Genomic DNA, 24773 nt, shown 5'->3' on the forward strand with positions numbered 1-24773 from the left:
AGCAGGCATCCCCTGGCACATGACTCCTCCTGACAGCCTTCTGTCAGGAGCTGCATCCAGGCATGCGCCGCGCTGCATCCCGCTCTTTCCATTTTCGCCAAGACCTCCCATATTCGGGACATGGCCAAATCCCCCGATAAAAGAACGCCGCCGACGGCGGATGACGACCGCGCCGCGCCGAAGCGGCGCAGCCCGCTGACCGATTTCCTCGACGCCTCGGAGCCGCTGCACAGAGGCGGCTTCGCCGAGATGCCGCAGCCCGAACTGTCGGGCACGCCACTGACCGGTTCGATCGCGGATTGGGCCGAGCAGATCGAGCAGCAGGCCGAGAAGGAAGGGCGCCAGACCGGCAAGGGCGACGGCGGCAAATCGCCAAAACCGTCGAAGAAGATTCCCGAGCGCTCCGCCGCTCCGGGTCGCAGCTCGCGCGGCACTTCGATGGGCGGCGCGGCAACGGCCAGGGAGCGGACCGCGGCCGGCCTCAATCCGGTCGCAGGCCTCGACATCTCGCTGGAAGACGCCGAGACAATGGCCTCGAGCAGCGTCACCGCCACGGTGGCAGCGCTGTCGGCACTGATCGAATCCGGCAATCCGCTGCACAAGGATGGCGTGCTGTGGACACCGCACCGCCCTGCCCGGCCGGAGAAATCCGAAGGCGGCATCGCCATCAAGATGGTGTCGGACTTCGAGCCGGCCGGCGACCAGCCGACCGCCATCAAGGATCTGGTCGAAGGCGTCGATAACAACGACCGCACCCAGGTACTACTCGGCGTCACCGGCTCCGGCAAAACCTTCACCATGGCCAAGGTGATCGAGGAGACGCAGCGTCCCGCTCTGATCCTGGCGCCTAACAAGACGCTGGCAGCGCAGCTCTATTCCGAGTTCAAGAAATTCTTCCCCGACAATGCGGTGGAATATTTCGTCTCCTACTACGACTATTACCAGCCGGAAGCCTACGTCCCGCGCACCGACACCTTCATCGAGAAGGAATCCTCGATCAACGAACAGATCGACCGCATGCGCCATTCGGCGACGCGCTCGCTGCTTGAGCGCGACGACGTCATCATCGTCGCCTCGGTGTCCTGCATCTACGGTATCGGCTCGGTCGAGACCTATACGGCGATGACCTTCCAGATGCAGATCGGCGACCGGCTCGACCAGCGTGCGCTGCTCGCCGACCTCGTCGCCCAGCAATACAAGCGCCAGGACATCAATTTCGTGCGCGGCTCGTTTCGCGTGCGCGGCGACACGATCGAGATCTTCCCGGCCCACCTTGAGGACCGCGCCTGGCGCATCTCGATGTTCGGCGACGAGATCGAGCAGATCACCGAATTCGACCCGCTCACCGGCCAGAAAACCGGCGAACTGAAAAGCGTGAAAATCTATGCCAACTCGCACTATGTGACGCCGCGTCCGACGCTGAACCAGGCGATCAAGTCGATCAAGGAAGAGCTCAAGCAGCGTCTGGTCGAACTGGAGCGTGCCGGCCGCCTGCTGGAAGCGCAGCGGCTGGAACAGCGCACCCGCTTCGACCTCGAAATGCTGGAAGCCACCGGCTCCTGCGCCGGTATCGAGAACTATTCGCGCTATCTCACCGGCCGTCAGCCCGGCGATCCGCCGCCGACCTTGTTCGAATACATTCCGGACAATGCGCTGGTCTTCATCGATGAGAGCCATGTCACCGTGCCGCAGATAGGCGGCATGTATCGCGGCGACTTCAGGCGCAAGGCGACGCTGGCCGAATATGGCTTCCGCTTGCCCTCCTGCATGGACAACCGGCCGCTGCGCTTCGAGGAATGGGACGCCATGCGCCCGCTCTCGGTCGCCGTTTCGGCGACGCCCGGCGGCTGGGAAATGGAACAGGCCGGCGGCGTCTTCGCCGAACAGGTCATCCGCCCGACCGGCCTCATCGACCCGCCGGTCGAGGTGCGCCCGGCGAAAAGCCAGGTCGACGATGTCGTCGGCGAGATCCGCGAGACCACGGCCGCCGGCTACCGCACGCTGGTCACCGTGCTGACCAAGCGCATGGCCGAGGATTTGACCGAATATCTGCACGAACAGGGCGTACGCGTGCGCTACATGCACTCCGACATCGACACGCTGGAGCGCATCGAGATCCTGCGCGATCTGCGCCTCGGCGCCTTCGACGTGCTGGTCGGCATCAACCTTTTGCGCGAGGGCCTCGACATTCCCGAATGCGGCTTCGTCGCCATTCTCGATGCCGACAAGGAAGGTTTCTTGCGTTCCGAGACGTCGCTGATCCAGACCATCGGCCGCGCCGCGCGCAATGTCGACGGCAAGGTCATCCTCTATGCCGACCAGGTCACCGGCTCGATGGAACGCGCGATGGCCGAGACCAACCGCCGCCGCGAAAAGCAGATGGAATGGAACGCCGCCAACGGCATCACGCCGGAATCGGTCAAGTCGCGCATCTCCGACATTCTGGACTCGGTCTACGAGAAGGACCACGTCCGCGCCGACATCTCGCAGTTCACCGACAGTGCCGGCGCCATGATGGGCAACAATCTCAAGGCACATCTCGACGCGATGGAGAAACAGATGCGCGACGCCGCCGCCAATCTCGATTTCGAGAAGGCGGCCCGCATCCGCGACGAGATCAAGCGGTTGCGCGAGATGGAACTGTCCATATCCGAAGACCCGCTGGCCAAATATGCCGACATGGAAAGCCCGGTCTCGGGCCGCGAAAAGGGCAAGCACAACAAGGGCGTGGCCAAGCACCGCACGGTCGAGGAACAGGAACGTTTCCGCAAGCTCGACGAAGCACGCGCCGCCGAAGAGGCGGCCAGGGCCGCCCGGCCCAACCTCTTCCGCAAGCCTGATCTCGATGCCATGGGGCCGGGCACCGATATGCCGACGCCAGCGGGTGCTGTATCGCGCTCGCTGTTCAAGAAGCAGTCGGCAGAGGAAGCGCACGGCTCCGACTTCGGCATTCCGGGCGACGCCACCAGGCCGCTGTTCAAGAAGAACTCACTGGACGAGATGACGGTGCGGCGGACGGAAAAGCCGGTAGAAGGAAAAGTGCCGGCGAAGCCCCAGCCAATCTCCCCCAAAGTGGGGGAGATGTCCGGCAGGACAGAGGGGCGCGCGAAGGAACGCGACGATTCCCTCAAGCCAATCGTTCGCCAGCGCGCCGGCATCGGCTCTTACGAAGACCCAGGCGATGCCCGCCGCGAGAAGCGCAGGCCGGGCAAGACGGGACGGCCGGGGAAGTAGTTTCGGAACGCCGCGCCACGAAATCATTAGAGATGTCGGCGGGACAGCGCCCCTCTGTCCTGCCGGACATCTCCCCCACGAGGGGGGAGATCGGCAGTTCCAGCGCATCGCTCCCTCCTGGACTTGCCACTTGCCCCACCTTTGGTGTAATCGCTCCCGCACACTCAACGTCTTGTCTTGAAAGGAGGGCTCACGTGTTTACGTTTCATCGTCACCATCGTCAGCGTGGCCCGATTTCTGCCCTGCGAGTTCGCTTGCAGGGCTGACCAGGGACGGTCCGGGTTTTTCCCGCTTCGATTTTTTGGTCTGCCCTTCGTGGTGCCGCAACGCCGAGCCCGATGGCCAGCACGCGCACCGTCAAAGTGCATCCGGAATGTTTCCGGCAAGACCAGAGAAATCCAATGGCCCTGATCAGCCTCAAATCCCTCGGCGTCACCATGAGTGCGCCGCTTTTCGCAAACCTCGACCTCACCATCGGCAGCGGCGACCGGCTCGGCATCGTTGCCGCCAATGGCCGCGGCAAGTCGACCTTGCTCAAATGCCTGACCGGCGAGATGGAGCCGAGCTCCGGCGACATCACCCGCACACGCGGCCTGCGCGTCGGCCATGTCGAACAGTCCGTTCCCCCTGCCCTTCTCAGCCGCAGCTTCCACCAGGCGGTGGCCGATGCCTTGCCGGCGGAGCAGGCCGAAAGCGAGATGTGGCGCGTCGACGTCGTTCTCGACTCGCTCGACGTGCCCGAGGCAATGCGCGAACGGTCGATGCAGGCGCTGAGCGGCGGCTGGCAGAGGCTGGCGCTGATCGCTCGCGTCTGGGTCACCGATCCGGACGTGCTGCTGCTCGACGAGCCGACCAACCATCTCGACCTCGCCCGCATCAGCCAGCTGGAAAACTGGCTGAACGCGCTGCCGCGCGAGGTGCCCGTCGTCATCGCCAGCCACGACCGCGCCTTCCTCGACGCCGCCACCAACCGCACCCTGTTCCTGCGCCCGGAACAATCGCCGGTGTTTGCGCTGCCCTACTCCCGCGCCAGGCAGGCGCTCGACGAGGTCGACGCCTCGACGGCGCGCAAGTTCGAGCGCGACATGAAGGTCGCCCAGCAGTTGCGAAAGCAAGCCGCCAAGCTCAACAACATCGGCATCAATTCCGGCAGTGATCTGCTGACGGTGAAAACCAAGCAGCTCAGGGAGCGTGCGGAGAAGCTGGAAGACGCGGCGGTATCAGCGCATCGCGAGAAATCGGCCGGTGCGATAAAGCTGGCCAATCGCGGCACGCATGCCAAGGTGCTGATCACGCTCGACGACGCGGCTGTTGAAACGCCGGACGGCACGCTGCTGTTCAGGACCGGCAAGCGCCATATCTGCCAGGGCGACCGCATCGTGCTGCTCGGCCGCAATGGCGTCGGCAAGTCGCGCTTCGTCACTCTGATCCGCAACGCCATCATCGAGCCCGACACGGTCGCGAATGTGAAGGTGACACCCTCGACGGTGCTCGGCTACAGCGACCAGGCGCTGTCGGGCATCAGCGGCGACGACACGCCGCTGGCGATGGTGTCGCGCCGCTATGATGTCGGTGAACAGCGCGCCCGCTCACTGCTTGCCGGCGCAGGCGTGGTCATCGAGATGCAGGAGAAAAAGATCGGCGTGCTGTCCGGCGGCCAGAAGGCGCGGCTGATGATGCTGGCGCTGAGGCTCGCCAATCCGAATTTCTATCTGCTCGACGAGCCGACCAACCATCTCGACATAGACGGCCAGGAAGCGCTGGAGGAGGAATTGCTGAAGCACCAGGCAAGCTGCGTCCTCGCCTCGCACGACCGCTCCTTCATCCGCGCCATCGGCAACCGCTTCTGGCTGATCGACAAGCGGAAACTGACCGAGGTCGAGGATCCCGAGGACTTTTTCCGCGAGGTACCTGATGCGGCGGGTTGATGGCGACTGAACGACAGAACTCGGGTTCTCAGTTCGCTTTTTAGTCGCTACGCCTGTAAGCTATCTGCTTACAGACCAGGGTCGATTTCGAGCAATATCACTGAGGCGGCCAGATTGGAGAAGTTCGACTTATGAACGTGCACAAGCCGACGCGTCCGATCGAGCGTTGTCCCTCCCACCCGGGAGCGCTGCTTGAGGACATCATCCCGGCAACTGGAAAGACCAAGGTGGAAATTGCAAATCTGCTCGGAATCTCCCGGCAGCAGCTTTATGACATCATCCGCGAAAAGAAGCCGGTTTCGCCGGCAGTGGCCGCCCGCCTTGGGAAGCTGTTCGGCGACGGCGCGGCGATCTGGCTTCGGATGCAGGCGGCTTTCGACGCCTGGCACGCCGAGCGTGAAGTGGATGTTTCAGCCATCCCAACGCTTAAGGTCGCCTAGGCCCCCTTCTGGATTGAATCCGGTGTCGTAACAAAAATTCCGACGCTCTGTCGGATCGCCTGAACCTGCGGCGTCCTTGGGATGCCGACACGATGATGCCGGCTTCATCTGAGGAGAAAGCATCATGTCCATTCTGTCATCCCTGGGTCGCGTTGCCAGCCGTTACGCACAGAACCGCGCCCGCCACCGCAGCGAACGCGAGCTGCTGTCCCTGCCGATCGAACTGCGCAAGGATATCGGCTGGCCGGAAATCGTCATCGACGCGCACAACGCTCCGCGGATCCGCAGGGCGCCCTGACCATGCGGCCGGAAAATATCGATGCAGGCCGCCACGAGGCGACCATCGCTCAATCATGCGTGTCGCCCGAGAGCGGCGTCGCCCGCATCGACGCGCGCCTTTCGAAAGCTTCGAACCAGCCCGTCAACCGTGCCCGCGTGCGAAACGACGGAAGCTGGCGGAACGCCATCCAGGACAGCGTGGTGGCAAGCGCAACATGGCCGACATGCAGCGGCGCGTCGTCGTCCATCGTGCTTTCGATCCAGTCGTAGCTCGCCTCGATCTTGTCCCGGTATCCCTGCGCAAGAGCGCCGTAGCGCAGTGGTTCGGGCCTCCTTTCCGTCTCCCAGCGCAAGGCGATGCCCGTCTGCGCCAAGCCTTGGGCGACCGACTGCAGCCGCAATGCCTGCCAGCGCGCCTCGCCGTCTTGCGGCAAAAGCTTGCGGCCGTCATGCAGCGTGTCGAGATAGGCGCAGATCACATCGGAATCGAAGAGCGCCGATGCGCCCAGCCGCAGCAGCACCGGCACTTTGCCGAGCGGGTTTTCGGCGTAGACGCGAGCGTTGCGCAAGGTCGGACTGGTCTCGTGATGAAGGACCTCGAGCCGATCGGCAATGCCGGCCTCATGCGCGAAGACGAGCGCCTTGCGGGCGAAAGGTGAGTGGGTCTGGTAATAGAGGATCATTGTCGTCCCAGGAGTTGAGCAAGCGGCGCGTGATCCACCCGTTCTAGCCTGCGGCTGCGAGAATTGCGCTCTGATTGAGGGCCGCGGACGCAAGTTCGTTTCACGCCTTCCGTTCAAACCGCCGCTGGCACGGCCTGTCCGGAGCCGGCCCGCCCAAAAAATTTCGCGGGCCATGTAGGATTGCCGGCACCTCGTGCGTCCTGTGGCTCGCAAGGCCAAGCAAACGCCCAAACCAGACGCAAAGAGGAGCAAGACATGACTGACCAGACCCCCGTTCAGCCCAAGGCAGAAGTGCTCGGCGGATTGACCCCCTATCTGCAGGTGGACGGCGCCTTCAAGGCTGCCGATTTCTACAAGAAGGCCTTCGGCGCCGAGCAGGTCTTTGCCTATCCGGCGGACGAAAAAGGCCGCACCATGCATATCCACCTCCACGTCAACGGCTCGACGCTGATGCTGGGCGATGCCTATCCCGAGCACGGCCATCCGCATAAGCCGGCGCAAGGCTACACGCTGCAGCTCCATCTCGACGATGGCGACATCGACAGCTGGTGGCAGCGCGCCGTCGATGCCGGCTGCGAAGTGGTCACGCCGTTGCAGGTGATGTTCTGGGGCGACCGCTGGGGCCAGCTGAACGATCCGTTCGGCGTCGCCTGGGCGATGAACGCGCCGGTGAAGTAGATTCCCTGGCGAGCAGGCGTCACCGCCACGGCTGACGCGCTCACCGCGCCGGGTCGTATCCCCGCCGACCCGGCGCTCGTTCAGCAAAGGAGTTCACCATGTCCTATGTCGATGGTTTCGTGCTTGCCGTGCCAAAGGCCAAACTCGACGACTACAAGAAGCTGGCCAACCTCGCAGGCCCGATATGGATGGAACACGGCGCGCTCGCCTATGTCGAATGTATCGGCGACGACGTGCCCTATGGCGAGCTGACCTCGTTTCCGCGTGCCGTTCAGGCAACTGACGACGAGATCGTCGTCTTCGCCTGGGCGGTCTATGAATCCAGGCAAAGCCGCGACACGGTGATGGCCAAGGTGATGGCCGACCCGCGTTTGACACCCGATTTGGGGCCCATGCCCTTCGATATGAAGCGCATGATCTTCGGTGGCTTCAAACCCTTCATAGAGCTGTAAACCCAACATCCAGACTGATCGCCCGCTGCCGCGTGCCAACGCCAACGGTGGGACCCGAAACTCGTCTTCATTTCTCAAGGCAGGACCGACTTATGCGCAAGCTGATCGTATTCAACAGCATCTCGCTCGACGGCTATTTTACCGACGGGCACGGCGCCATGGACTGGGCGCACAGCCAGGATCCGGAATGGAACGCTTTCGTCGCCGACAATGCCAAGGGCGGTAGCATGCTGGTGCTGGGCCGCGTTACCTACGACCTGATGATCCAGTTCTGGCCGACGCCGATGGCGGCCCAAATCGCACCGGTGGTGGCCGAACGCATGAACGCCATGCCGAAGATCGTGTTTTCCCGCACGCTCGACACGGCGAGTTGGAACAACACCGAGTTGGTCAAAAGCGGGCCGGCTGCGAAGCTTCGGGACCTGAAGCAGCACCCGGGCAACCACATGACAATCCTGGGAAGCGGCAATCTCGTCGCTCAATTGGCCGAGGAGAATTTGATCGACGAATACCAGTTCGTCATCGTGCCGATCATGCTTGGCGCCGGCAGGACGATGTTCGAAGGCATCGGCAATCGGCTCAACGTGAAGCTGGCCCGGTCGCAAGCCTTCGGCAACGGCAACGTCTTCCTGCGCTATGAGCAGAAGCCGCAGGCCGGCTAATGCATGTTGCCCAAAGAGATCAGGACAACGATTTCAACCAAACATCGTCCTGATTAATCGCGGCACATCTGCCTGGCTCTTCAGTCCAGTTTGTCGAGCAGTGGCTTCAGCCGGTCTCCATAACGCTTCCACAAATCGACCGAGCCTTGATACATGGGCTGGCGCACTTGCGCGGCGGACGCCGTGCGCACCGGCCGGTCGGTCTCATGGAACGACAGCACGGCATCGTCCCATGGCAGGCCGAGATAGTCGATGAGCGCCCGGCTTTGTCCTTCCTGATCGGCGACGAAATCCTCGTAGCGCACATCGTGCACGACGCCGGGCAGCACCTTGTGCCAATGCGCCATGATGTCGGTGTAGAGATTGTGGAAGTCGGCGAGCTCGCCGAGGTCGTAGGCATAGCGGTGGGTATCGCCGCGGAAATGCACCTTGTAGATAGACAGGCAGGTTGCCGCCGCATCGCGGGCACAGTGGATGATCCTGGCCTTCGGCATCATCATGTGGATGAAGCCTATGAGCAGGAAGTTGCCCGGCATCTTGTCGGTGACGTGGCTGATATGCGGATAGCGGGCATGCAGCATGTCGAGATAGGCTTGGCCTGCCTCGGCGAAATCCGCATCGTCCGTATCCGATACGCCCCAGGGGAAGCCGCCCGGCATGTTGGCCGGGAACTGCTTGCCGACCGCTTTCTTCAGGATGCTGAGCTCGCCGGCGCCATAGACCTTGGGATGGCTGGCGATGATCTGCTCGACCAGCGTCGTGCCCGAACGCGGCATGCCGACGACGAAGATCGGCGCGTCATCGGTGATCGGGCTCTGCCTGTGCCCTTCGAAGAAGCCGGCATCGAACACCGTCTTCATAGCCTCGAATTCGGCCCGCGTCCTGACTGGATCATAGTTGATGCCCTTGCGGCGAATGGCATTGCCTTCGGCGAAATAGTCGAAGGCCCTGTTGTAGTCCTTCAAATCGTCATTGGCCTTGCCGAGGCCGAAGGACAGCTGCATGCGTGCCAGGCTGTCCTGCGGTGCCTTGGCATGCTGGGCTTCCATGCCGGCCAATTCGGCATCGCGCTCCTTCTGGCGCTTGACCTGCGTCAGCATCAGCCAGGCGGTGGCCATGCCGGGGTTGATCGCCAGCGCCTGCCGGAACAGGTCGGCGGCCTCGTCGAGCTTGCCCTTTTCCATCAGCCCGACGCCGAGCCCGTGCAGCAGCTCGGCATCCTTGGGGCGGATGGTCAGCGACTCGCGAAAAACCGCCAGCGCCTCGTCCAGCCGTCCGGCTTCCTGCAGGGTTTCGGCAAGTCCGATGCGGGCGCGCACGTGGAAGGGATTGCGTGCGACCGTGCCGCGATAGATCTCTTCGGCCTCCTCGAACCGGCCGAGCTGCTTCAGCGACGAGCCGAGATTGTCGCGCGCCGCGAGTTGCTCCGGCCGCAGATCCACCGCGCCACGGAAGAAGTCGATTGCCGCATCGACGCGGCCGAGGTCGCGCATCACAGTGCCGAAATTGTTGAGGAAATCGGCATTTGTCGGCTGCAGGCTCACCGAGCGTTCGATGAGATCCAACCCTTCTTCGCTGCGCCCGGTCTGGTGCAGCAGCAGCCCCAGGAAATGCGCAGCCGCCGCGTGTTTGGGCTGACGCGCCAAAACTTGCCGGTAGATTGTCTCGGCTTCTTGCCGGCGTCCGGCCTGGTGCAGTTGCAGGGCCTGCTGCACATACTGGTCGAGGCCCAACGGCGGCTGTCCGCCCGCGCCAGACCTGGCTCCCGCACCCGCCGCTCGTCTCTGATCTCTGTTAATGGGAAACCTGCCGTGTTTGTCCGCCTGCCGCGATCTAGGCCATTGGCGCGGCAGGTTCAAGTCTCGGCGTGGTTCTGCGGCCTTTCCGGCGCCTTGAAGCGATCAGATCAGGCGGTTGGCCTCGGCAACCTGCCTGGCCCGCCTCATGGTGCCATCGGTATCGGAGATCGCGCGCCTTGCCGCCTCATCGCTTCTGATGGTCAGCCGTGCCGACTTGACGATCATCGGCTGCCCGGTCGGGCCAACGGCAATGGCATGTATGGCGATTGGCTTGATGACCGGATTGACCGCGACGGTCTTCGCCCTTGAGCTTCTTATGGAAACCATGGTTTTGTCCTTATTCCGGAGGAAATAAAAATACAGAGCGAGGGAAAAATCCCAGCGCATCCTCAAGATTTTTTTAGAGATATGCTAAACCATAGCAGAAATATCCGAACGCCTATAGCGATCTATTTTTTAATCGAATCAGGCTTAATTTCGGATTCACCTTGAATAGGCGGTTCAAGCGATCTATATAAGGCGGATCGTTTTGGCCAGAATTGGCATCTCGCGGCGTCAGAGGTTCTCGACCCGCCAATCTCATTCCAAATCGTCGATACCGGACGCACGGCACATTCGCCGTGCGACGATTTTTCAATCCGCGAAAGACAGATATGACCACCGGAACCGTGAAGTTCTACAATGGCCAGAAGGGTTTTGGCTTCATCCAGCCGGCCGACGGCGGCAAGGACGTTTTCGTCCATGTCAGCGCGCTGGAGCGCGCCGGCTTCCCCGGCCTCGCCGAAGGCCGGAAGCTGCGGTTCGAACTGGAACGTGACGGCAAGGGCCGCGAGTCGGCCGCCAACCTGCAACTGATCTGATCCGGCCGAATTCGATGAACGCTGACCACGGATGTACTGGCAGCTCTCGAAAGCGGCTTATTTCCAGCGATTGCCGGAAATAGGAAAGCGGGGCTCGTCCCCGCTTTTTTGCTTTCAGGCCGCTGTTTTACATGACGCCCAAGGCGTGAACCAATCGAAGGCCAGGATGATGCCGGACCGCACCACCCATTCCATAGCCCACTTCACCGCCGCTTTCGCGCTCGGTGGTCTGGAAGGACCGTTGCCGGCCGGCGACTACGACATCGATCATGACGAAGAGCTGATCGAAGGCATGTCGCGTGTTGCCTGGCGCCGCGTCGCCACCTTCATTCACCTGCCTGCGAGGGCGGTGAAGAATCCGACCACCAGCCAGCTTATCGCCATCGACCACCTCGAACTCGAAACCGCGCTGAAGCGCGACCGGGAGAATGCAGCATGATCCGTTTCCAGCAGAATACGCGTCCGCGTACCGACACGCCCTCGCACCTTTTCGCCATTGGCCAGACGGTGCGCATGAAGAGCCGCACCGGCCTCGTCCAAAAGACGGCCGATCTGTTCCAGATCAAGAGCAGGCTGCCGGTCAAGGACGGCTCGCCGCAATACCGCATCCGCAGCGAGCAGGAGACCTACGAGCGGGTCACCACGGAAGACAATCTCGAACCGGTCGACACTCCAGTCGTCGCCAACAATCCTGCTGTCTGAGATCCCCGAACAGCCAGCCAACACGCACAAGGAGCAGTCCATGTCCAAGGGTCAACAGCGAAGCAATCGCGAAACACGCAAGCCGAAGAAGGACAAGGTCGTGGCCAAGCCCGCCTCTCCGTTCGGCTCATCGGTCAAGCAGGCGGAGAGCGGCCTCAAGCCAAAGTCCAAGGGCTGACGGCCCTTGGGGGGCGCTTCGCATGCGCCCCATCCCCTGCTTTGGGCAGGCGATGAACTGACAACAGGCCCATGTCAGGTCCTGCCACGGAGGCTTGCTTGAACTTCGTCATCGAGTTCTACCGGTCGCGCGACGCCGAGGAAGCGACACTCGACAAGGTGTCGCTGGAAGCGCCGACCTTGCGCGCCGCCCTGCAAGGCGCCACAGCGCTGTTCCACAGCCTAGCCATGCCGCAGATCCCCGACCGCCTGCGCATCTGCGACGAGGATGGCAGCGAGCTTTATGCCGGGCCTGCCGATGGGGCCTATCCGGCCTAGGCAACCCCTCCCAAGCGCCTCACGAGAGGAGAAGGAAAAACCTCAGCACGGCCCGTCGCCAACGATGCGGTAATCCGCGGCGCGGGCTTCGCAGGCATTGGGGAAAGTGCGCTCCTCGCCGTGCCTGCGGGCGCAGACGGGCGCGTATTCGCGGGTGCAGAACGTCTGCTCTTCACCGCCACCGCCACCGCCACCGCCATCACCGTCGCCGCGGCACGGGCCGTCGCGCACGATGCGGTAGCCGGCACGATCGGCAAGACAGGCATTGGCGAAGGTCTGGCGGTCGCCGCCGCGCCGGGCACAGACCGGCTCATATTGCCTGGTGCAGAATTCCGGTTCGGGACGCGGCGGACGCGGGCGTGGTCCGGGCCCGTCATCGACAACGACGGTGCAGGCGGCCAGAAGCACCGGCAGCAACAGCACGGCAACCCCTTGCCGCGAGAAAATTGACGCCAGGAATTTCATGCTGATCTCTCCCCCGATCGCGATCCATTCCGATCCTCGCCATTCCCTTGTCGAATGCAACCCCTGTTTGCAGCCTCACACCGAAGCGGCGTCTGAAACCGGGGCGATCGGCAACAGCTGTCGTTAGCCGCCTCTGGCCCATGCGTGACCGTGGCTGTGGGCCGATGACCCGATCCGCAACCAAGCCTATTTGCGCCCGGTCGACGCTCAGATCGGTCGATTCTTGCGTCGGGATGCGCCCAGTGTGGCGGCCCGCGGCGCTATCTTGCAACCTTCACGTTTCCGTGCGATAAATTCCGTGTTCGGGCATTTGCGACCCGGAGAGCGGAACGTTTTGGACGACCTTTCCCCGATACTGTGAATCTCTGACGGCCCCGTTTTCGGCGGGGGGTTTGACCATGCGCCAATGCATGACTGCCGAAGCAACCACCGGGAACTGCCCTCGACGCCAGGTGGCGGGCAGGACCACCAAAGACTGAACGGGTGAAGGAGTTTCCCCAATGGCCCAGACCGGCACCGTTAAATTCTTCAACGCGACCAAAGGCTTCGGTTTCATCACGCCCGACGGCGGCGCCAAGGACGTGTTCGTCCACATTTCAGCGATCGAGGCATCGGGCCTGCGCACGCTCGTCGACGGCCAGAAGGTCACCTTCGACGTCGAGCCGGACCGCATGGGCAAGGGCCCGAAGGCGGTCAACCTCCGCGCTGCCTGAACCATCGGCGCACCGCGCGTCCTTGACCGCGGGCGAACGCGGGTCCGGCGCTTGCCCCAGTCTCTGGGCACGCAGACAGTTTTTGAAAGGCGCGGCGATTTTCGTCGCGCCTTTTTCATGTCCTCGGCAAAGCAGAAATGCATGTCGCCCAAAACTGGATCCGGTTTTGGGTCAACGACGTGCATCATAACAAGCGCTTGACGCGCTTTAGGCGCCCGCAAAACTTTCTCTTGCCGATGACGCTAAAATAAAGGACAAATTTCCTCTCGGGCATTTGCCGGCCCGAGACTGGAGTTTATGGGATCAAAGGAGCTTCCCATGCCGCAGACCGGCACCGTCAAATTCTTCAACCATGCCAAAGGCTTCGGCTTCATCACGCCGGACGATGGCGCGAAGGATGTCTTCGTCCATATTTCGGCCGTGCAGGCGTCGGGTCTTCCCGGTCTCGAAGATGGGCAGAAAGTAACGTTCGACACGGAGCCGGACAAGCGCGGCAAGGGACCCAAGGCCGTCAACCTGTCTGTCGGCTGAGCCGGCTTCATGCTGCCGGCCCGAGCAGGGCAGCCCGGCTCATTTCGAGCTTGGTTTTTGTCGCCTCTCTTGGATCGGCAGGTCGAAATCCGTTCAGCCTCCGTTCAGCCACGGTCGCATATTAGTCTTGGGTAAAGCCGGACCGCATCCCCTGCAAAACTGCACGGCCCGGTACGAAGGAGACCAAGATGAACAGAATTTTCAAGACAGCCGTGCTGTCCGCCGCCGTGGCCGCCACCATGCTTGTGGCCCTGCCCGCGGCCAACGCCGATGAATGGCGCCATCACCGCCACCACGGCAATGGCGATGCCATTGCCGCCGGCGTGCTTGGCCTTGCCGCCGGCGCCCTGATCGGTGGCGCGCTGGCCAATGACCGGCCACCGCCTGACGCTAACCGCTACTACGATGACGGTTACTACAATGACGGTTACTACGATCGTGAGGTGCGGGTCCGCCCGGCTCCGGTCCGCCGCTACTATGTGGAGCCGCGGGTGGTTTACGCCGACCGTTATGCCGAACCGTGGACGCGCGACTGGTACGAGTACTGCTCGGACCGCTACCGCACCTTCAACTCCCGCACCGGCACCTTCACCGGCAATGACGGCGAGCAGCATTTCTGCACTGCAAACTGAGTGCATGTCGCCCAAAGTGCTCAAGCGGTTTTGGGATAACGACTTGCACCAAACAGAACTCTGAAGCGCGAAAGCGCTTCAGAGCTTCCCTGCCCAAACAGAAAAGCGCTGACCGCAAGGCCAGCGCTTTTTTGTTGTTGCCCGGGTGTGTTGAGATTCAGGTCAGAAACGGGTTCGTCCTGCGCTCCTCGCCAAAACGGCCGCCAGGACCGTGGCCGCAGATGAAACCTATATCGTCGCCGAGCGGCAGCAGCTTGTCCTTGATCGAGGCGATCAGCGTCGCATGGTCACCGCCCGGCAGGTCGGTGCGGCCGACAGAGCCACGGAACAGCACATCGCCGACATGGGCAAACTTGGCCGCGCGGTTGTAGTAGACGACGTGGCCGGACGCGTGGCCCGGGCAATGCAGCACCTCGAACACATGCGCGCCGAACGACACGGTCTCGCCTTCGATGAGGAACCGGTCGGGCACGCAGTTGCGCGCGCCTTCAATGCCATAACGCCTGCCCTGGTTCTCCAGATTGTCGAGCAGAGGCTTGTCGGCGGCATGCGGGCCGATGATATCGATGCCAAGCGCCTCTTTCAACTCCATGGCGCCGCCGGCATGGTCGATATGGCCATGCGTGATCCAGATCGCTTCGGCCGTGATCGCATTGTCCTTCAGCACCGCCAGCACCTTGTCGATGTCGCCGCCCGGATCGACGACGACACCGTGCTTGTCGTCCATGTCGAACAGGATGGTGCAGTTCTGCTGGAACGGTGTGACCGGCACGATGCCGGCATTGAGCTGACCCATGATCGTCCTTTCGATGTTCACGCGGTGATGTAGAGGCGCGAATGAAGGGCGTCCACCCCTCGAAAGACGAACAGTCAGTCATCCCAGAAACGAAAATGGCCAGAAACGGAAATGGGCGGCCGAAGCCGCCCATTTGAACAAGCCTGAAAGCGTCAGACTTACTTCTTCATGGCGCCCATGACCGCGCCGATGATGCCGGTCAGGATCGCACCGCCGCCGGCGCCGCCGATGATGTTGTTGAGGTTGAGCGCACTGCCGAGACCGCTCGTCGCCGCCGCGGCCGCTGCCGGATCGACCGCGCCGCCGCCAAGCAGGCTGCCGAGGATTGCCGCGCCGCCGACGCCGCCAATGGCGCCACCCAGGATCTTGGGAAGCTGGCCCATAGCCGCGTTCTTGAGCGCAACACCAACCGCCTGACCACCGATGATACCCGTAATCACCTGTACAATGATCGGAAGAAGCGTGTTCATGTCCATATGATTAGTCCCTCCATAGCTGCCAGCCTCCCGGGCCGACACCATCATGAGACGCCGAATTGACTGAAAGTCAAATGCAGAAACGCTGAAATAAAAGGGGCGGCTCGAAAACCGCCCCTGCTTGCGCGAAAAGCTGTGACTATCGTTATTCTGCGGCGATCGCGTGCTTCGGCTGAACCGCTGCAGAATAGTCGTTCATAAGGTTCTTGGCGATCTCGCCGACCTCGAATCGGTAAGGGCCGATTTCCGACACCGGCGTTACTTCCGCAGCCGTCCCGGTCAGGAAGCATTGCTCGAAGCCTTCCAGTTCTTCCGGCAGGATGGCGCGTTCGATCACGTCCAGGCCGCGATCCTTGGCCAGCCCAATGACCGTGCGGCGGGTGATGCCGTCGAGGAAACAGTCGGGCTTTGGCGTATGGATCTTGCCGTCCTTGACGAAGAAGATGTTGGCGCCGGTTGCTTCCGCGACCTGGCCGCGCCAATCGAGCATCATGGCGTCGGCATAGCCTTTCGCTTCGGCGGCATGCTTGGACATGGTGCAGATCATGTAGAGGCCGGCCGCCTTCGACTTCGACGGCGCCGTGCGCGGGTCGGGCCGGCGCCATTCCGCGACATCGAGGCGAATGCCCTTCAGCTTCTGCGCCGGATCGAAATAGCTCGGCCACTGCCAGATGGCGATGGCGACGTTGATGCGGTTGTTCTGCGCCGAAACACCCATCTGCTCGCTGCCCCGCCAGGCGATCGGCCTGACATAAGCGTCCTGGAAGCCCTGCTTCTTCAACAGCGTGGTCGAGGCATCGTTGAGTTCGGCCACCGAATAGGGAATCTTGAAGCCGAGCAGGCGCGCCGATTCATGCAGGCGCTCGGTGTGCTCGTTGAGCTTGAATATCTCGCCGCCATAGGCGCGCTCGCCCTCGAAGACCGCGCTGGCGTAGTGCAGACCGTGCGTCAGCACATGGATCTTGGCCTCGCCCCACGGAACGAATTCGCCATTCATCCAGATGAAGCCGTCCAGTTGATCGAAGGGAACGGATGCCATGGTAACCTCCCGCGGGCCACGGCCCGCATATCCTTAGTGTCGTTGCGTGTTCTTTTTGGCCGTGATTGGACACGCCGGCCGATGTTGCGAAGCGTAAGCGGATAATCGCGCTCTGGCAAACTCAGGAAGTTCCGGAAAAACCGGCCTGCCTTGCCTTTTCGTTCGCAATCCGCCCAAAAGCTTGTCAAAAATTACCATTGCAGGGAAATTACGTCAATAGTACTGACATAATCTCCCGTTCCCATGGAGAAATGATGACGGATCGAAGCGCAGCCGCCGGAAAACCGATCAGGACCGCGATGTCAGTCGAGGACGGCATCGACTTCGCCATCATCGAACTGTTTTTCTTCGCCTACCGCGACTTCACCTCCGATCCCGATCAGATCCTGGCCGACTATGGTTTCGGCCGCGCGCATCACCGGGTGCTGCATTTCGTCAACCGCCGGCCGGGCCTGACGGTTGCCGAACTGCTCGACGTGCTGAAGATCACCAAGCAGAGCCTGGCGCGCGTGCTCAAGCAACTGATCGACACCGACCATGTCGTGCAGTTGCAAGGCCCGCGCGACCGCCGGCAGCGCGAACTTTATCCGACGGCGAAGGGCCGTGCGCTGGCCTTGGCCCTGGCACGGCCACAGTCGCGCCGCATCCGTGCTGCATTGGAAGATTCCGGCGCCACCGAACGGACCTTGGTGGAACGCTTCCTCGAAGCGATGGTCAATCCGGAACTGAGAGCTCAGATCGACGTTGGGTCCGCAAAAATGTCAGGGAAAAACCATGGAGAGCACTGAGAGGGTCGATCAGGCGGCCGCACCGGACGACGACGCGCCGCATCTGCTTGTGGTCGACGACGACACCCGCATCCGCAATCTTCTCAAACAGTATCTGACCGAAAACGGCTTCCGCGTGACCGTCGCCGGCAATGCCGGCGAAGCCAGGCGCAAACTCACCGGCCTCGACTTCGACCTGCTTGTGCTCGATGTCATGATGCCCGGCGAAAGCGGCGTCGACCTTACCAAATCGCTGCGGGCCGAAAAGAACGTCCCGATCCTGATGCTGACCGCACTGTCGGAAACCGACAGCCGCATCCTAGGGCTCGAAGCCGGCGCGGATGACTACCTGCCCAAACCCTTCGACCCCCGCGAGCTGATCCTGCGCATCAACAACATCCTGCGCCGCGGCGGCCCGGCGACGACGCCCAAGGTCGAACAGCTGGTCTTCGGCCCCTACACCTTCCAGATCGCCAGGCGCGAGCTGAAGCGCGGCGGCGAGGCGCTGAAGCTGACCGACCGCGAGCAGGAGATCCTGGCGATCTTTGCCGCACGCGCCGGCGAAACCATCCCGCGCCACGAACTGGTAGGTGACGATTCGGAAGTCGGCGAGCGCACCATCGATGTGCAGATCAACCGGCTGCGCCGCAAGATCGAGCGCGATCCGTCCAACCCGGTCTGGCTGCAGACCGTGCGCGGTATTGGGTATCGGCTCAGCGTGGAATAGAATACCGGCCGCGGCGCTAGGGCATGATCCCGAAAAGTGGGAACCGGTTTTCGGAAAAGATCATGCTCCAACAAAGAGTTAGATCAGGAAGACGATCCAACCGAACGTCATCCTGATCGAGTGCCGCAGGCGAAATGAAAAAGAGCCGATGGCGACGACGGAACTGGAAGGGCCGGGATCTGACGGCTTGAGCGCACGCGCCACGCGAACGCTCAAGGCGGTGCCGCGCATCTGGAACCGGTTCTGGCGCCTCGTTTCGCTTTACATGCCCAAGCGCCTTTATGCGCGCTCGCTGATCATCGTCATCGCGCCGATGATCCTTTTGCAATCGGTGGTCGCCTTCGTCTTCATGGAGCGCCACTGGGCAACGGTGACGCAGCGCCTGTCGCAGGCCACCGTGCGCGACATCGCCGCCATAATCGACCTGATCGAGACCTATCCGCACGACGCCGACTACGCCAACATCATCCGCATCGCCCAGGACCGCATGCAGCTGAAGGTCGATCTGCTGCCGCCGGATCCCTTGCCGCCGCCCGGTCCAAAACCGTTCTTCTCTATCCTCGACGACGTTCTCTCCTCAGAGATCACGCGCCAGATCAACCGGCCGTTCTGGATCGACACGGTCGGCAATTCCAACATCGTCGAGGTGCGCGTCCAGCTCGAGAACAAGGTGCTGCGCGTCTTCGTGCGCCGCAGCCAGGCCTATGCCTCCAACACCCACATCTTCCTGATCTGGATGGTCGGCACCTCGCTGGTGCTGCTGATGATCGCCATCCCCTTCCTGCGCAATCAGATCCGGCCGATCCTGACGCTCGCCGAGGCCGCCGAAAGCTTCGGCAAGGGCCGGCCGATGCCGCGCGATTTTCGCCCGCGCGGCGCCGAGGAGGTTCGCCGCGCCGGCTTTGCCTTCATCCAGATGCGCGAGCGCATCGAGCGCCAGATCGACCAACGCACCGCCATGCTGACTGGCGTCAGCCATGATCTGAGAACCATCCTCACCCGCTTCAAGCTGCAGTTGGCACTGGCCGGCGGCAAGACCGAGACCAAGGCGGCGCTCAACCAGGACATCGACGACATGCAGTCGATGTTGGAGGGTTATCTCGCCTTTGCCCGTGGCGAGGCCTCTGAGGATCCGGGACGTTTCGATCTCGAAGCCTATTTCCAAAAGCTCAGCGACGAAGCCGCCTTGCGCAAATGCAAGCTGTCGACGACGCTTTCCGGCGATCCGACCGTGCATGTCAGGCCGAATGCCTTCGCCCGGCTGTTGTCCAACGTCATCGGCAATGCTTTCCGCTATGCCAAGACGGTGGAGGTCAGTGCCAATCACGGCCGCGGCTCGCTGGTGGTCACCGTCGACGACAACGGCCCGGGCATTCCTGTTGACAGGCGCGAGGACGTGTTCAAGCCCTTCGTGCGGCTCGACGAGGCCCGCAACCTCGATGCCAGCGGCACCGGGCTCGGCCTGTCGATTGCCCGCGACATCGCCCGCAGCCATGGCGGTGACATCACCCTCGACGACAGTCCGCTCGGCGGCCTGCGCGCGGTGATCAAGGTTCCGGCCTGATGCATGTCGCCCAAAAGTGACCTCGGTTTTGGGAGAACGACATGCATAAAAACAAAAAACCTAAAGCGCGTCGCATGAATCCGTTTCAACGCGACGCGCTTTAGGCAGCTCAAATATCAAGCCAGATATCAAGCTTCATCCGCTCGTCATGAAATCATGGTGAAGAGCGCGCATGAAACGCGCGACTGCAGTTGATTCGGCCCGGCCGCCTCACTTCGACGCCGTACCCGCCCGGGTGCGCTGGAGCGAAGCGAGGGCGGTCGGCTGGTCGCCGTTCCGGCATCGCCTCATGGCAACCGTCGACCTTTCCAGCAAAGGGCCGCCATGCGCATATTGATGGTCACCGACGCCTGGCGCCCGCAGGTCAACGGCGTCGTCCATACGCTGGAGCGGCTCACCGAAACGCTGAAATCCTTCGACGTCGCGGTGGATTTCCTGACACCCAACATCTTTCGCACGCTGCCCCTGCCGACCTACCCTGACATCCGGCTGGCGCTGACCACACCAGGCCATGTCGCGCGCCTGATCGATGCCTACAAGGCGGATCACATCCACATCGTCACCGAAGGGCCGCTCGGTATCATGGCGCGGCGCTATTGCCGCAATGCTGGCCGGCCGTTCACCACCAGCTATCACACACGCTTTCCCGAATATCTCAGCGCCCGCTTGCCGGTGCCGGAAAGCTGGGCCTATCGCTGGCTGCGCGATTTCCATAATTCCGGCCAGGGCACGCTGGTCGCCACCCAGTCGCTTGCCGACGACCTTTCGGCGCGCGGCTTCAACAAGCTGCGGCCGTGGACGCGCGGCGTCGACACCGACCATTTCCGGCCGGACAAGAGGAAAGACCTCGGCTTCCCCGGCCCGGTCTTCCTCTGCGTCGGCCGCGTCGCCATCGAGAAAAACCTCTCCGCCTTCCTCGACCTCGACCTGCCCGGCAGCAAGGTGATCGTCGGCGAAGGCCCTGAGCTTGCCAAGCTCAGGGCAAAATATCCCAAGGCGCATTTCCTCGGTCACCGCCCCAATGACGAACTGGCCGAGATCTACGCCTCGGCCGATGTCTTCGTCTTCCCCAGCCGCACGGACACGTTCGGCAACGTCATCATCGAGGCGCTGGCCAGCGGCACGCCGGTCGCCGCCTATCCGGTGACCGGGCCGATCGACATTGTCGGCGATGGCTTTGGCGGCGCGGTCTCCAACGATCTGCGCGAGGCGTCACTTGCCGCCTTCAAGGTCGACCGCGCCGAGGCCAGAGAACGCGCCATGCGCTACAGCTGGAAGGCTTGTGCGGAAATGTTCCTCGACACGGTCGAGGAAGCACTGGGGATGCCGCGGAGGCTTGCCGCCTGACGATTACAGTTGTGTTGGCTTCTTCAGTGCGGCCACCCCTGCATTTCCTACAGGAAATCCGGAACTTCGACAACTTGCCAATGCCTTTGGACAAGTCTTCCGCATGAAATTGTTGAGATGTACCGGGAGATCTTGCGCCGGCAAGCTTTGACGCCGCGAGCGCGCTCCTTGCGAGAGCTTGCGCGACGGTTGCCTGCGGTGCATTATTCGACGTGTAGTTCCTGCGGGATTGACGCCGATTTCAACGCTGGACGAAGCGCCTGCCGTATCGCCGAAGCGTCGCGTCTTGCGCATCAGCAAGACCGTTGCGAGGGTGCTGGGCTATTGCCGTGCGAATGCCTGGCCACTCTTCGTGGCCGCCTGGTTTCCCTGCTTTCTGACGACGCTCTGCCTGACGATGCTTGCTCTTATTCTGTTTGCCGATCCGGGACAGGCGCCCACCTGGCCTTTATCGCGAGGCTTTGATCCCAGGACCTGGCTTTCCGCGATTGTTGCCGCGCCGTTCTCGGCGATGGTCTTTGCGTTCGTTCTCGACCGCATGGCAAACGCGCCCGAGCCTGGCCGTGTCGTTGTTCGGCGCGGCATCGAAAGCGTCAAACACTTCGCTATCCCGGGCATGCGCTTTGAGCTTGGACAGCGGATTCTTCTGGCTGCGTTGCTTCTCGCCGTCATCCAGCTTCTTTGCGGTTTTGCGGTCGCCGGCGAGCACAGACTGCTTGTTGCCGGCCTGCTCGCCACACATGACCTGCCGCTCAGCCCTGAAGACGTCGTGCCTTGGGCGTCGGCGATGGGATCCTTCAACGTGTTCGCGGGCGGTCTCGTCCTTGTCTGGACATATCTCTTTGTCGGCGATTTTTTCTGGACAGGATCGTTTGATCCTATCGGGTGCTGGCGCGCGCTCAACGGCAATCATCTGCGTTTCGTCGCCATAATGTTCATCGTTCTCGCAATCGTTGCCATACTCAAATATGGGCTGATCCTGGCTATAGGCTTGATGCTACTTCCCGCGGATGCCGCGTCGTCCTCCTTCTTGACCCCGATGCTGATGCATTTCGCACTCGCCTGGCCGTTCGACGTCCTGCGCCTCGTGCTCTCAGCCGCAACGGTCGGAACCATTCTCGGCGCGTTCCGGCCCCCTGCTATCGCTGCAATCCGGCCGGCTGCGGCGCCGTGATGGCGCCTGCCGCGGCTTACTGGGCGGCGCTGCGCTCGGCGAGGTTCTTTTGTGGTCGAGTTTGATCAACCTGCTGGCAGGGATGCAGACAGATGACGATGACGACACCCCGCTCGAAATTCTAGAACAGCCGCCCGCCGTCCGGCACCTTGCGCTCGATGGCGCCCAGAACGACGGCGCCCTCCTCGTCGGGGAAACCGAGCGTCAGCACTTCCGACATGAACGGCCCGATCTGGCGTGGCGGGAAGTTGACCACGGCGAACACCTGCCGGCCGACCAGCGTCTCGGGCGTATAATATTTGGTGATCTGCGCCGACGACTTCTTGATGCCGATGTCGGGTCCGAAATCGATCTTCAGCCTGAAGGCAGGCTTGCGCGCTTCCGGAAATGGCTCGGCCTCGACGATCGTGCCGGCGCGGATGTCGACACGATCGAAATCGGCAAAACTAATCTCAGGCTTACGCTCGCCGCTTGCACTCATTCGCGTCCGCTCAGGCGTTGCCGTAGGTCTCGAACAGCACGCCGGCCAGCGCGTCCTTGGCCGAGGTTCCCGACCAGACGACGAACTGGAAAGCCTGGAAATAGCACTCGCAGGCCTCAAGCGCCGAGGACAAAAGCACCTCGACCTGCTGGCTCGACGGCTCGACCCCGCCGGCCAGAAGCAGCGACTGGCGGAACATGATCGCGCCCTCCTGCTCCCAGAGGTCGAAATGGCCGAACAGCATCTGTTCGTTGATCAGCGACAGCAGCCGCATCACTTCCAGCGCGCGGGTTTCCGGCACCTTGATGTCGAAGGCGCAGGCCAGATGCAGCGCCTCGAAATCCTCCATCCAGGAGAAGGAGACGTGATAGTCGGTCCAACTGCCGGCGACCGAGATCGAAATTTCATCATCGCCGGCCCGTTCGAAGGACCAGTCGTTGTTGTGGGCCACCTGCTCGATAACATCCACCGGATGGATTTCGCGGGAGTATTCGAGTTCGAGAAGTTCCATGGAATGCTTCCTGTGTTCAGGGGGAGCGCCTCACGCTCCGCGGGGCACACACGACGAACAATCTGATCTAGAACTCGGACGGCCAGGACTTCTCGACGCAAAGACCCCAGACCGGACCCCACCGCCCGGCCGCATGACCCTGCTTCGAATCATGCAACAAATTCAGTCTATTGATCGGGAGTCGCGTGAACAGCCCAATTTTTCGCACTGCGTCATTCGCATGTGGAAAGGCGCTATCACAAAGATTCATGCAATGCCGTTAAGCGATTCACGGCAAAGCGCTTTTCAAGATCGCACTATGTGGAAAAGTTTAACGATTATTTTTTTGCGCGAGGCTTCGCCGCCGCCGCTGGTGCGGCCTCACCCGCGAGTTCTGCAAGCTTCGCTTCGAGCGCCTCGATGCGGGCGGCAAGCCTGCTGTTCTCGTCACGGGCCTTGGCGGCCATCTCGCGCGCGGCCTCGAATTCCTCGCGCTGCACCACATCCATCGAATTGAGGATGCGCTCCGCCTGCCCCTTGAAGGCAGTCTCCACCTCACGCCGGACGCCCTGCGCGGCACCCGCGGCATCGGTCATCAGCTTGGCGAATTCATCGAGAATGCGGTTCGGTCCGGTCGACATGGCAAATCCTCGCTTGCTCGAAATGACGTAGTGGCGCTGAGCGCCGAATGCAAGAACGTTGAGGGCTGGTGCGGCATCAAGTCGGATGCGATTTGGCCCTGAACCGACAGGCCAATAGCTGGTACAATCAGGGCAAGAGCATCTAAACGGAGGCCTATGTGGCTACCAACGCGGATTTGGACCGACGCCTTGCCGCACTCGACGCAGCGCTTGCCCAAGGCGTCAGGGATGCCGACGCGGGGCGGGTCAAACCGGCGAAAGACGTGCTTGATCGCCTGGAAGCAAAGCACCAGGCATTGGCGGCGAAAGCGGCGAAGTAGGCACTTGCGCCTGCGAGGACTTTTCAGCGGCTCCTTCTTACGGGATGGCGTCAAGTCGCCTATTGTGGCGTTTTCATCGCGACTTGCGTTAGGCACGAATCGTCTCCAATCAGGATCACCCAATGGCAACGCCCCCGCGCCGACCGACAAATCCGTTCGCAGCCGCCGAAGCGGCCTTCAAGCCGGTCAAGAAACCGGCAGCGCCCATTCGCGAACCCTCATCCGCCCCGAATGTCCGCGAGCTTGTCTCGATCCGGATCGACCGGGCCGTGCTCGATCATTTCCAGGAAGACGGCCCCGGCTGGCAGGACAGGATCAACGACGCGTTGCGGCAGTTTGTGGCCGCCAAGGGCTGAGTTCGCCACCCAAGGCGCGATGGCTCGCAATGGTGATCGGTC

General features: G+C 62.2%; 32 protein-coding genes. 22 read left to right on the top strand and 10 right to left on the bottom strand.

From position 1 onward, the window contains the following. Positions 1–120 precede the first annotated feature (120 nt). The 4 genes from uvrB (at position 121) to AC04SF_RS28590 (ending at position 5900) form a co-directional block, all read left to right on the top strand. A complete protein-coding gene (uvrB, locus tag AC04SF_RS28575; protein ID WP_488480502.1) occupies positions 121–3234 on the top strand; it encodes an excinuclease ABC subunit UvrB in 3114 nt (1037 codons plus the stop codon). 401 nt (positions 3235–3635) lie between these two features. Further along, positions 3636–5162, top strand: a complete 1527-nt coding sequence (locus AC04SF_RS28580) for an ABC-F family ATP-binding cassette domain-containing protein (protein ID WP_488480503.1) — start codon at positions 3636–3638, stop codon at positions 5160–5162. A gap of 131 nt (positions 5163–5293) precedes the next feature. Continuing rightward, positions 5294–5602: a HigA family addiction module antitoxin gene (locus AC04SF_RS28585; protein WP_095201853.1), complete on the top strand. Its 309-nt coding sequence runs from the start codon at positions 5294–5296 to the stop codon at positions 5600–5602. 124 nt (positions 5603–5726) lie between these two features. Beyond that, positions 5727–5900 (top strand): hypothetical protein, encoded by a 174-nt coding sequence (locus AC04SF_RS28590; protein WP_488480504.1) that lies wholly within the window; start codon positions 5727–5729, stop codon positions 5898–5900. A gap of 49 nt (positions 5901–5949) precedes the next feature. Here AC04SF_RS28590 and AC04SF_RS28595 read toward each other — a convergent pair whose 3' ends face one another. Continuing rightward, positions 5950–6564 carry a glutathione S-transferase gene (locus tag AC04SF_RS28595; RefSeq protein WP_488480505.1) on the bottom strand — a complete coding sequence of 205 codons (615 nt, stop codon included), beginning with the start codon at positions 6562–6564 and terminating at the stop codon, positions 5950–5952. A gap of 255 nt (positions 6565–6819) precedes the next feature. On the opposite strand from AC04SF_RS28595, the gene AC04SF_RS28600 reads away from it, so the two are divergent. The 3 genes from AC04SF_RS28600 (at position 6820) to AC04SF_RS28610 (ending at position 8356) form a co-directional block, all read left to right on the top strand. Then, positions 6820–7242: a VOC family protein gene (locus tag AC04SF_RS28600; protein WP_488480506.1), complete on the top strand. Its 423-nt coding sequence runs from the start codon at positions 6820–6822 to the stop codon at positions 7240–7242. Positions 7243–7340: 98 nt separating this feature from the next. Then, entirely contained in the window at positions 7341–7694 is a 354-nt protein-coding gene (locus tag AC04SF_RS28605) for a DUF1428 domain-containing protein (RefSeq protein ID WP_202352939.1), read from the top strand. A gap of 92 nt (positions 7695–7786) precedes the next feature. Continuing rightward, a complete protein-coding gene (locus AC04SF_RS28610; RefSeq protein ID WP_488480507.1) occupies positions 7787–8356 on the top strand; it encodes a dihydrofolate reductase family protein in 570 nt (189 codons plus the stop codon). An 80-nt stretch (positions 8357–8436) separates the two neighbouring features. Here the strand turns inward: AC04SF_RS28610 and AC04SF_RS28615 are convergent, their stop codons facing one another. Both AC04SF_RS28615 and AC04SF_RS28620 read right to left on the bottom strand, forming a co-directional pair. Then, the gene (locus tag AC04SF_RS28615; RefSeq protein ID WP_488480618.1) at positions 8437–10071 is read right to left on the bottom strand and encodes a tetratricopeptide repeat-containing sulfotransferase family protein; all 1635 of its coding nucleotides are present in this window, start codon (positions 10069–10071) and stop codon (positions 8437–8439) included. A 186-nt stretch (positions 10072–10257) separates the two neighbouring features. Further along, positions 10258–10482, bottom strand: a complete 225-nt coding sequence (locus tag AC04SF_RS28620; RefSeq protein WP_488480508.1) for a hypothetical protein — start codon at positions 10480–10482, stop codon at positions 10258–10260. A 326-nt stretch (positions 10483–10808) separates the two neighbouring features. Here AC04SF_RS28620 and AC04SF_RS28625 point away from each other — a divergent pair, with 326 nt between their 5' ends. The 5 genes from AC04SF_RS28625 to AC04SF_RS28645 all read left to right on the top strand — a co-directional run bounded on the left by AC04SF_RS28625 (position 10809) and on the right by AC04SF_RS28645 (position 12212). After that, entirely contained in the window at positions 10809–11015 is a 207-nt protein-coding gene (locus tag AC04SF_RS28625) for a cold-shock protein (protein WP_488480509.1), read from the top strand. 169 nt (positions 11016–11184) lie between these two features. Continuing rightward, complete coding sequence (locus AC04SF_RS28630) at positions 11185–11454, top strand: hypothetical protein (RefSeq protein WP_488480619.1); 270 nt, start codon at positions 11185–11187, stop codon at positions 11452–11454. After that, positions 11451–11717: a hypothetical protein gene (locus AC04SF_RS28635; protein ID WP_488480510.1), complete on the top strand. Its 267-nt coding sequence runs from the start codon at positions 11451–11453 to the stop codon at positions 11715–11717. The genes AC04SF_RS28630 and AC04SF_RS28635 overlap by 4 nt, the downstream gene beginning before the upstream one ends. 40 nt (positions 11718–11757) lie before the next feature. After that, the gene (locus tag AC04SF_RS28640) at positions 11758–11895 is read left to right on the top strand and encodes a hypothetical protein (protein WP_436160093.1); all 138 of its coding nucleotides are present in this window, start codon (positions 11758–11760) and stop codon (positions 11893–11895) included. A 98-nt stretch (positions 11896–11993) separates the two neighbouring features. Continuing rightward, positions 11994–12212, top strand: a complete 219-nt coding sequence (locus tag AC04SF_RS28645; RefSeq protein WP_477224055.1) for a hypothetical protein — start codon at positions 11994–11996, stop codon at positions 12210–12212. 42 nt (positions 12213–12254) lie between these two features. Here the strand turns inward: AC04SF_RS28645 and AC04SF_RS28650 are convergent, their stop codons facing one another. After that, entirely contained in the window at positions 12255–12677 is a 423-nt protein-coding gene (locus AC04SF_RS28650) for a Kazal-type serine protease inhibitor domain-containing protein (protein WP_488480511.1), read from the bottom strand. A gap of 500 nt (positions 12678–13177) precedes the next feature. On the opposite strand from AC04SF_RS28650, the gene AC04SF_RS28655 reads away from it, so the two are divergent. The 3 genes from AC04SF_RS28655 to AC04SF_RS28665 all read left to right on the top strand — a co-directional run bounded on the left by AC04SF_RS28655 (position 13178) and on the right by AC04SF_RS28665 (position 14553). Continuing rightward, positions 13178–13390: a cold-shock protein gene (locus AC04SF_RS28655; RefSeq protein WP_006202520.1), complete on the top strand. Its 213-nt coding sequence runs from the start codon at positions 13178–13180 to the stop codon at positions 13388–13390. 318 nt (positions 13391–13708) lie between these two features. Continuing rightward, entirely contained in the window at positions 13709–13921 is a 213-nt protein-coding gene (locus tag AC04SF_RS28660) for a cold-shock protein (protein WP_008877668.1), read from the top strand. 188 nt (positions 13922–14109) lie between these two features. Then, a complete protein-coding gene (locus AC04SF_RS28665; RefSeq protein WP_488480512.1) occupies positions 14110–14553 on the top strand; it encodes a BA14K family protein in 444 nt (147 codons plus the stop codon). Positions 14554–14710: 157 nt separating this feature from the next. Here the strand turns inward: AC04SF_RS28665 and AC04SF_RS28670 are convergent, their stop codons facing one another. From AC04SF_RS28670 to AC04SF_RS28680, 3 genes are all read right to left on the bottom strand, one after another. Then, positions 14711–15349 (bottom strand): MBL fold metallo-hydrolase, encoded by a 639-nt coding sequence (locus AC04SF_RS28670; RefSeq protein ID WP_488480513.1) that lies wholly within the window; start codon positions 15347–15349, stop codon positions 14711–14713. Positions 15350–15507: 158 nt separating this feature from the next. Continuing rightward, positions 15508–15825, bottom strand: coding sequence for a hypothetical protein (locus AC04SF_RS28675; RefSeq protein WP_096449293.1), 318 nt, complete (start codon positions 15823–15825; stop codon positions 15508–15510). A gap of 145 nt (positions 15826–15970) precedes the next feature. Next, positions 15971–16864 (bottom strand): branched-chain amino acid aminotransferase, encoded by an 894-nt coding sequence (locus AC04SF_RS28680; protein ID WP_488480514.1) that lies wholly within the window; start codon positions 16862–16864, stop codon positions 15971–15973. A 254-nt stretch (positions 16865–17118) separates the two neighbouring features. Here AC04SF_RS28680 and AC04SF_RS28685 point away from each other — a divergent pair, with 254 nt between their 5' ends. From AC04SF_RS28685 to AC04SF_RS28705, 5 genes are all read left to right on the top strand, one after another. Further along, positions 17119–17652, top strand: coding sequence for a MarR family winged helix-turn-helix transcriptional regulator (locus tag AC04SF_RS28685; RefSeq protein WP_202353709.1), 534 nt, complete (start codon positions 17119–17121; stop codon positions 17650–17652). Further along, positions 17639–18358: a response regulator gene (locus tag AC04SF_RS28690; protein ID WP_096449299.1), complete on the top strand. Its 720-nt coding sequence runs from the start codon at positions 17639–17641 to the stop codon at positions 18356–18358. Before AC04SF_RS28685 ends, AC04SF_RS28690 begins: the two co-directional genes overlap by 14 nt. 148 nt (positions 18359–18506) lie before the next feature. After that, entirely contained in the window at positions 18507–19922 is a 1416-nt protein-coding gene (locus tag AC04SF_RS28695) for an ATP-binding protein (protein ID WP_096449301.1), read from the top strand. 324 nt (positions 19923–20246) lie between these two features. Continuing rightward, positions 20247–21269: a glycosyltransferase family 4 protein gene (locus AC04SF_RS28700; RefSeq protein ID WP_488480515.1), complete on the top strand. Its 1023-nt coding sequence runs from the start codon at positions 20247–20249 to the stop codon at positions 21267–21269. A gap of 286 nt (positions 21270–21555) precedes the next feature. Beyond that, positions 21556–22443, top strand: a complete 888-nt coding sequence (locus AC04SF_RS28705) for a hypothetical protein (protein ID WP_488480516.1) — start codon at positions 21556–21558, stop codon at positions 22441–22443. Between the two features lie 121 nt (positions 22444–22564). Here the strand turns inward: AC04SF_RS28705 and AC04SF_RS28710 are convergent, their stop codons facing one another. The 3 genes from AC04SF_RS28710 to AC04SF_RS28720 all read right to left on the bottom strand — a co-directional run bounded on the left by AC04SF_RS28710 (position 22565) and on the right by AC04SF_RS28720 (position 24055). Continuing rightward, positions 22565–22924 (bottom strand): tRNA-binding protein, encoded by a 360-nt coding sequence (locus tag AC04SF_RS28710; protein WP_488480517.1) that lies wholly within the window; start codon positions 22922–22924, stop codon positions 22565–22567. Positions 22925–22934: 10 nt separating this feature from the next. Further along, complete coding sequence (locus AC04SF_RS28715) at positions 22935–23435, bottom strand: type III secretion system chaperone family protein (RefSeq protein WP_027030631.1); 501 nt, start codon at positions 23433–23435, stop codon at positions 22935–22937. Between the two features lie 317 nt (positions 23436–23752). After that, the gene (locus tag AC04SF_RS28720; RefSeq protein WP_096457761.1) at positions 23753–24055 is read right to left on the bottom strand and encodes an accessory factor UbiK family protein; all 303 of its coding nucleotides are present in this window, start codon (positions 24053–24055) and stop codon (positions 23753–23755) included. Positions 24056–24213: 158 nt separating this feature from the next. Between AC04SF_RS28720 and AC04SF_RS28725 the strand changes: the two genes are divergently transcribed. Both AC04SF_RS28725 and AC04SF_RS28730 read left to right on the top strand, forming a co-directional pair. Next, entirely contained in the window at positions 24214–24375 is a 162-nt protein-coding gene (locus AC04SF_RS28725) for a hypothetical protein (RefSeq protein ID WP_488480518.1), read from the top strand. 122 nt (positions 24376–24497) lie between these two features. Further along, on the top strand, positions 24498–24731 hold the full coding sequence (locus AC04SF_RS28730; protein WP_488480519.1) for a BrnA antitoxin family protein: 234 nt from the start codon (positions 24498–24500) through the stop codon (positions 24729–24731). The last annotated feature ends 42 nt before the right edge of the window (positions 24732–24773 follow it).

The organism is Mesorhizobium sp. CNPSo 4671, from assembly GCF_057784245.1.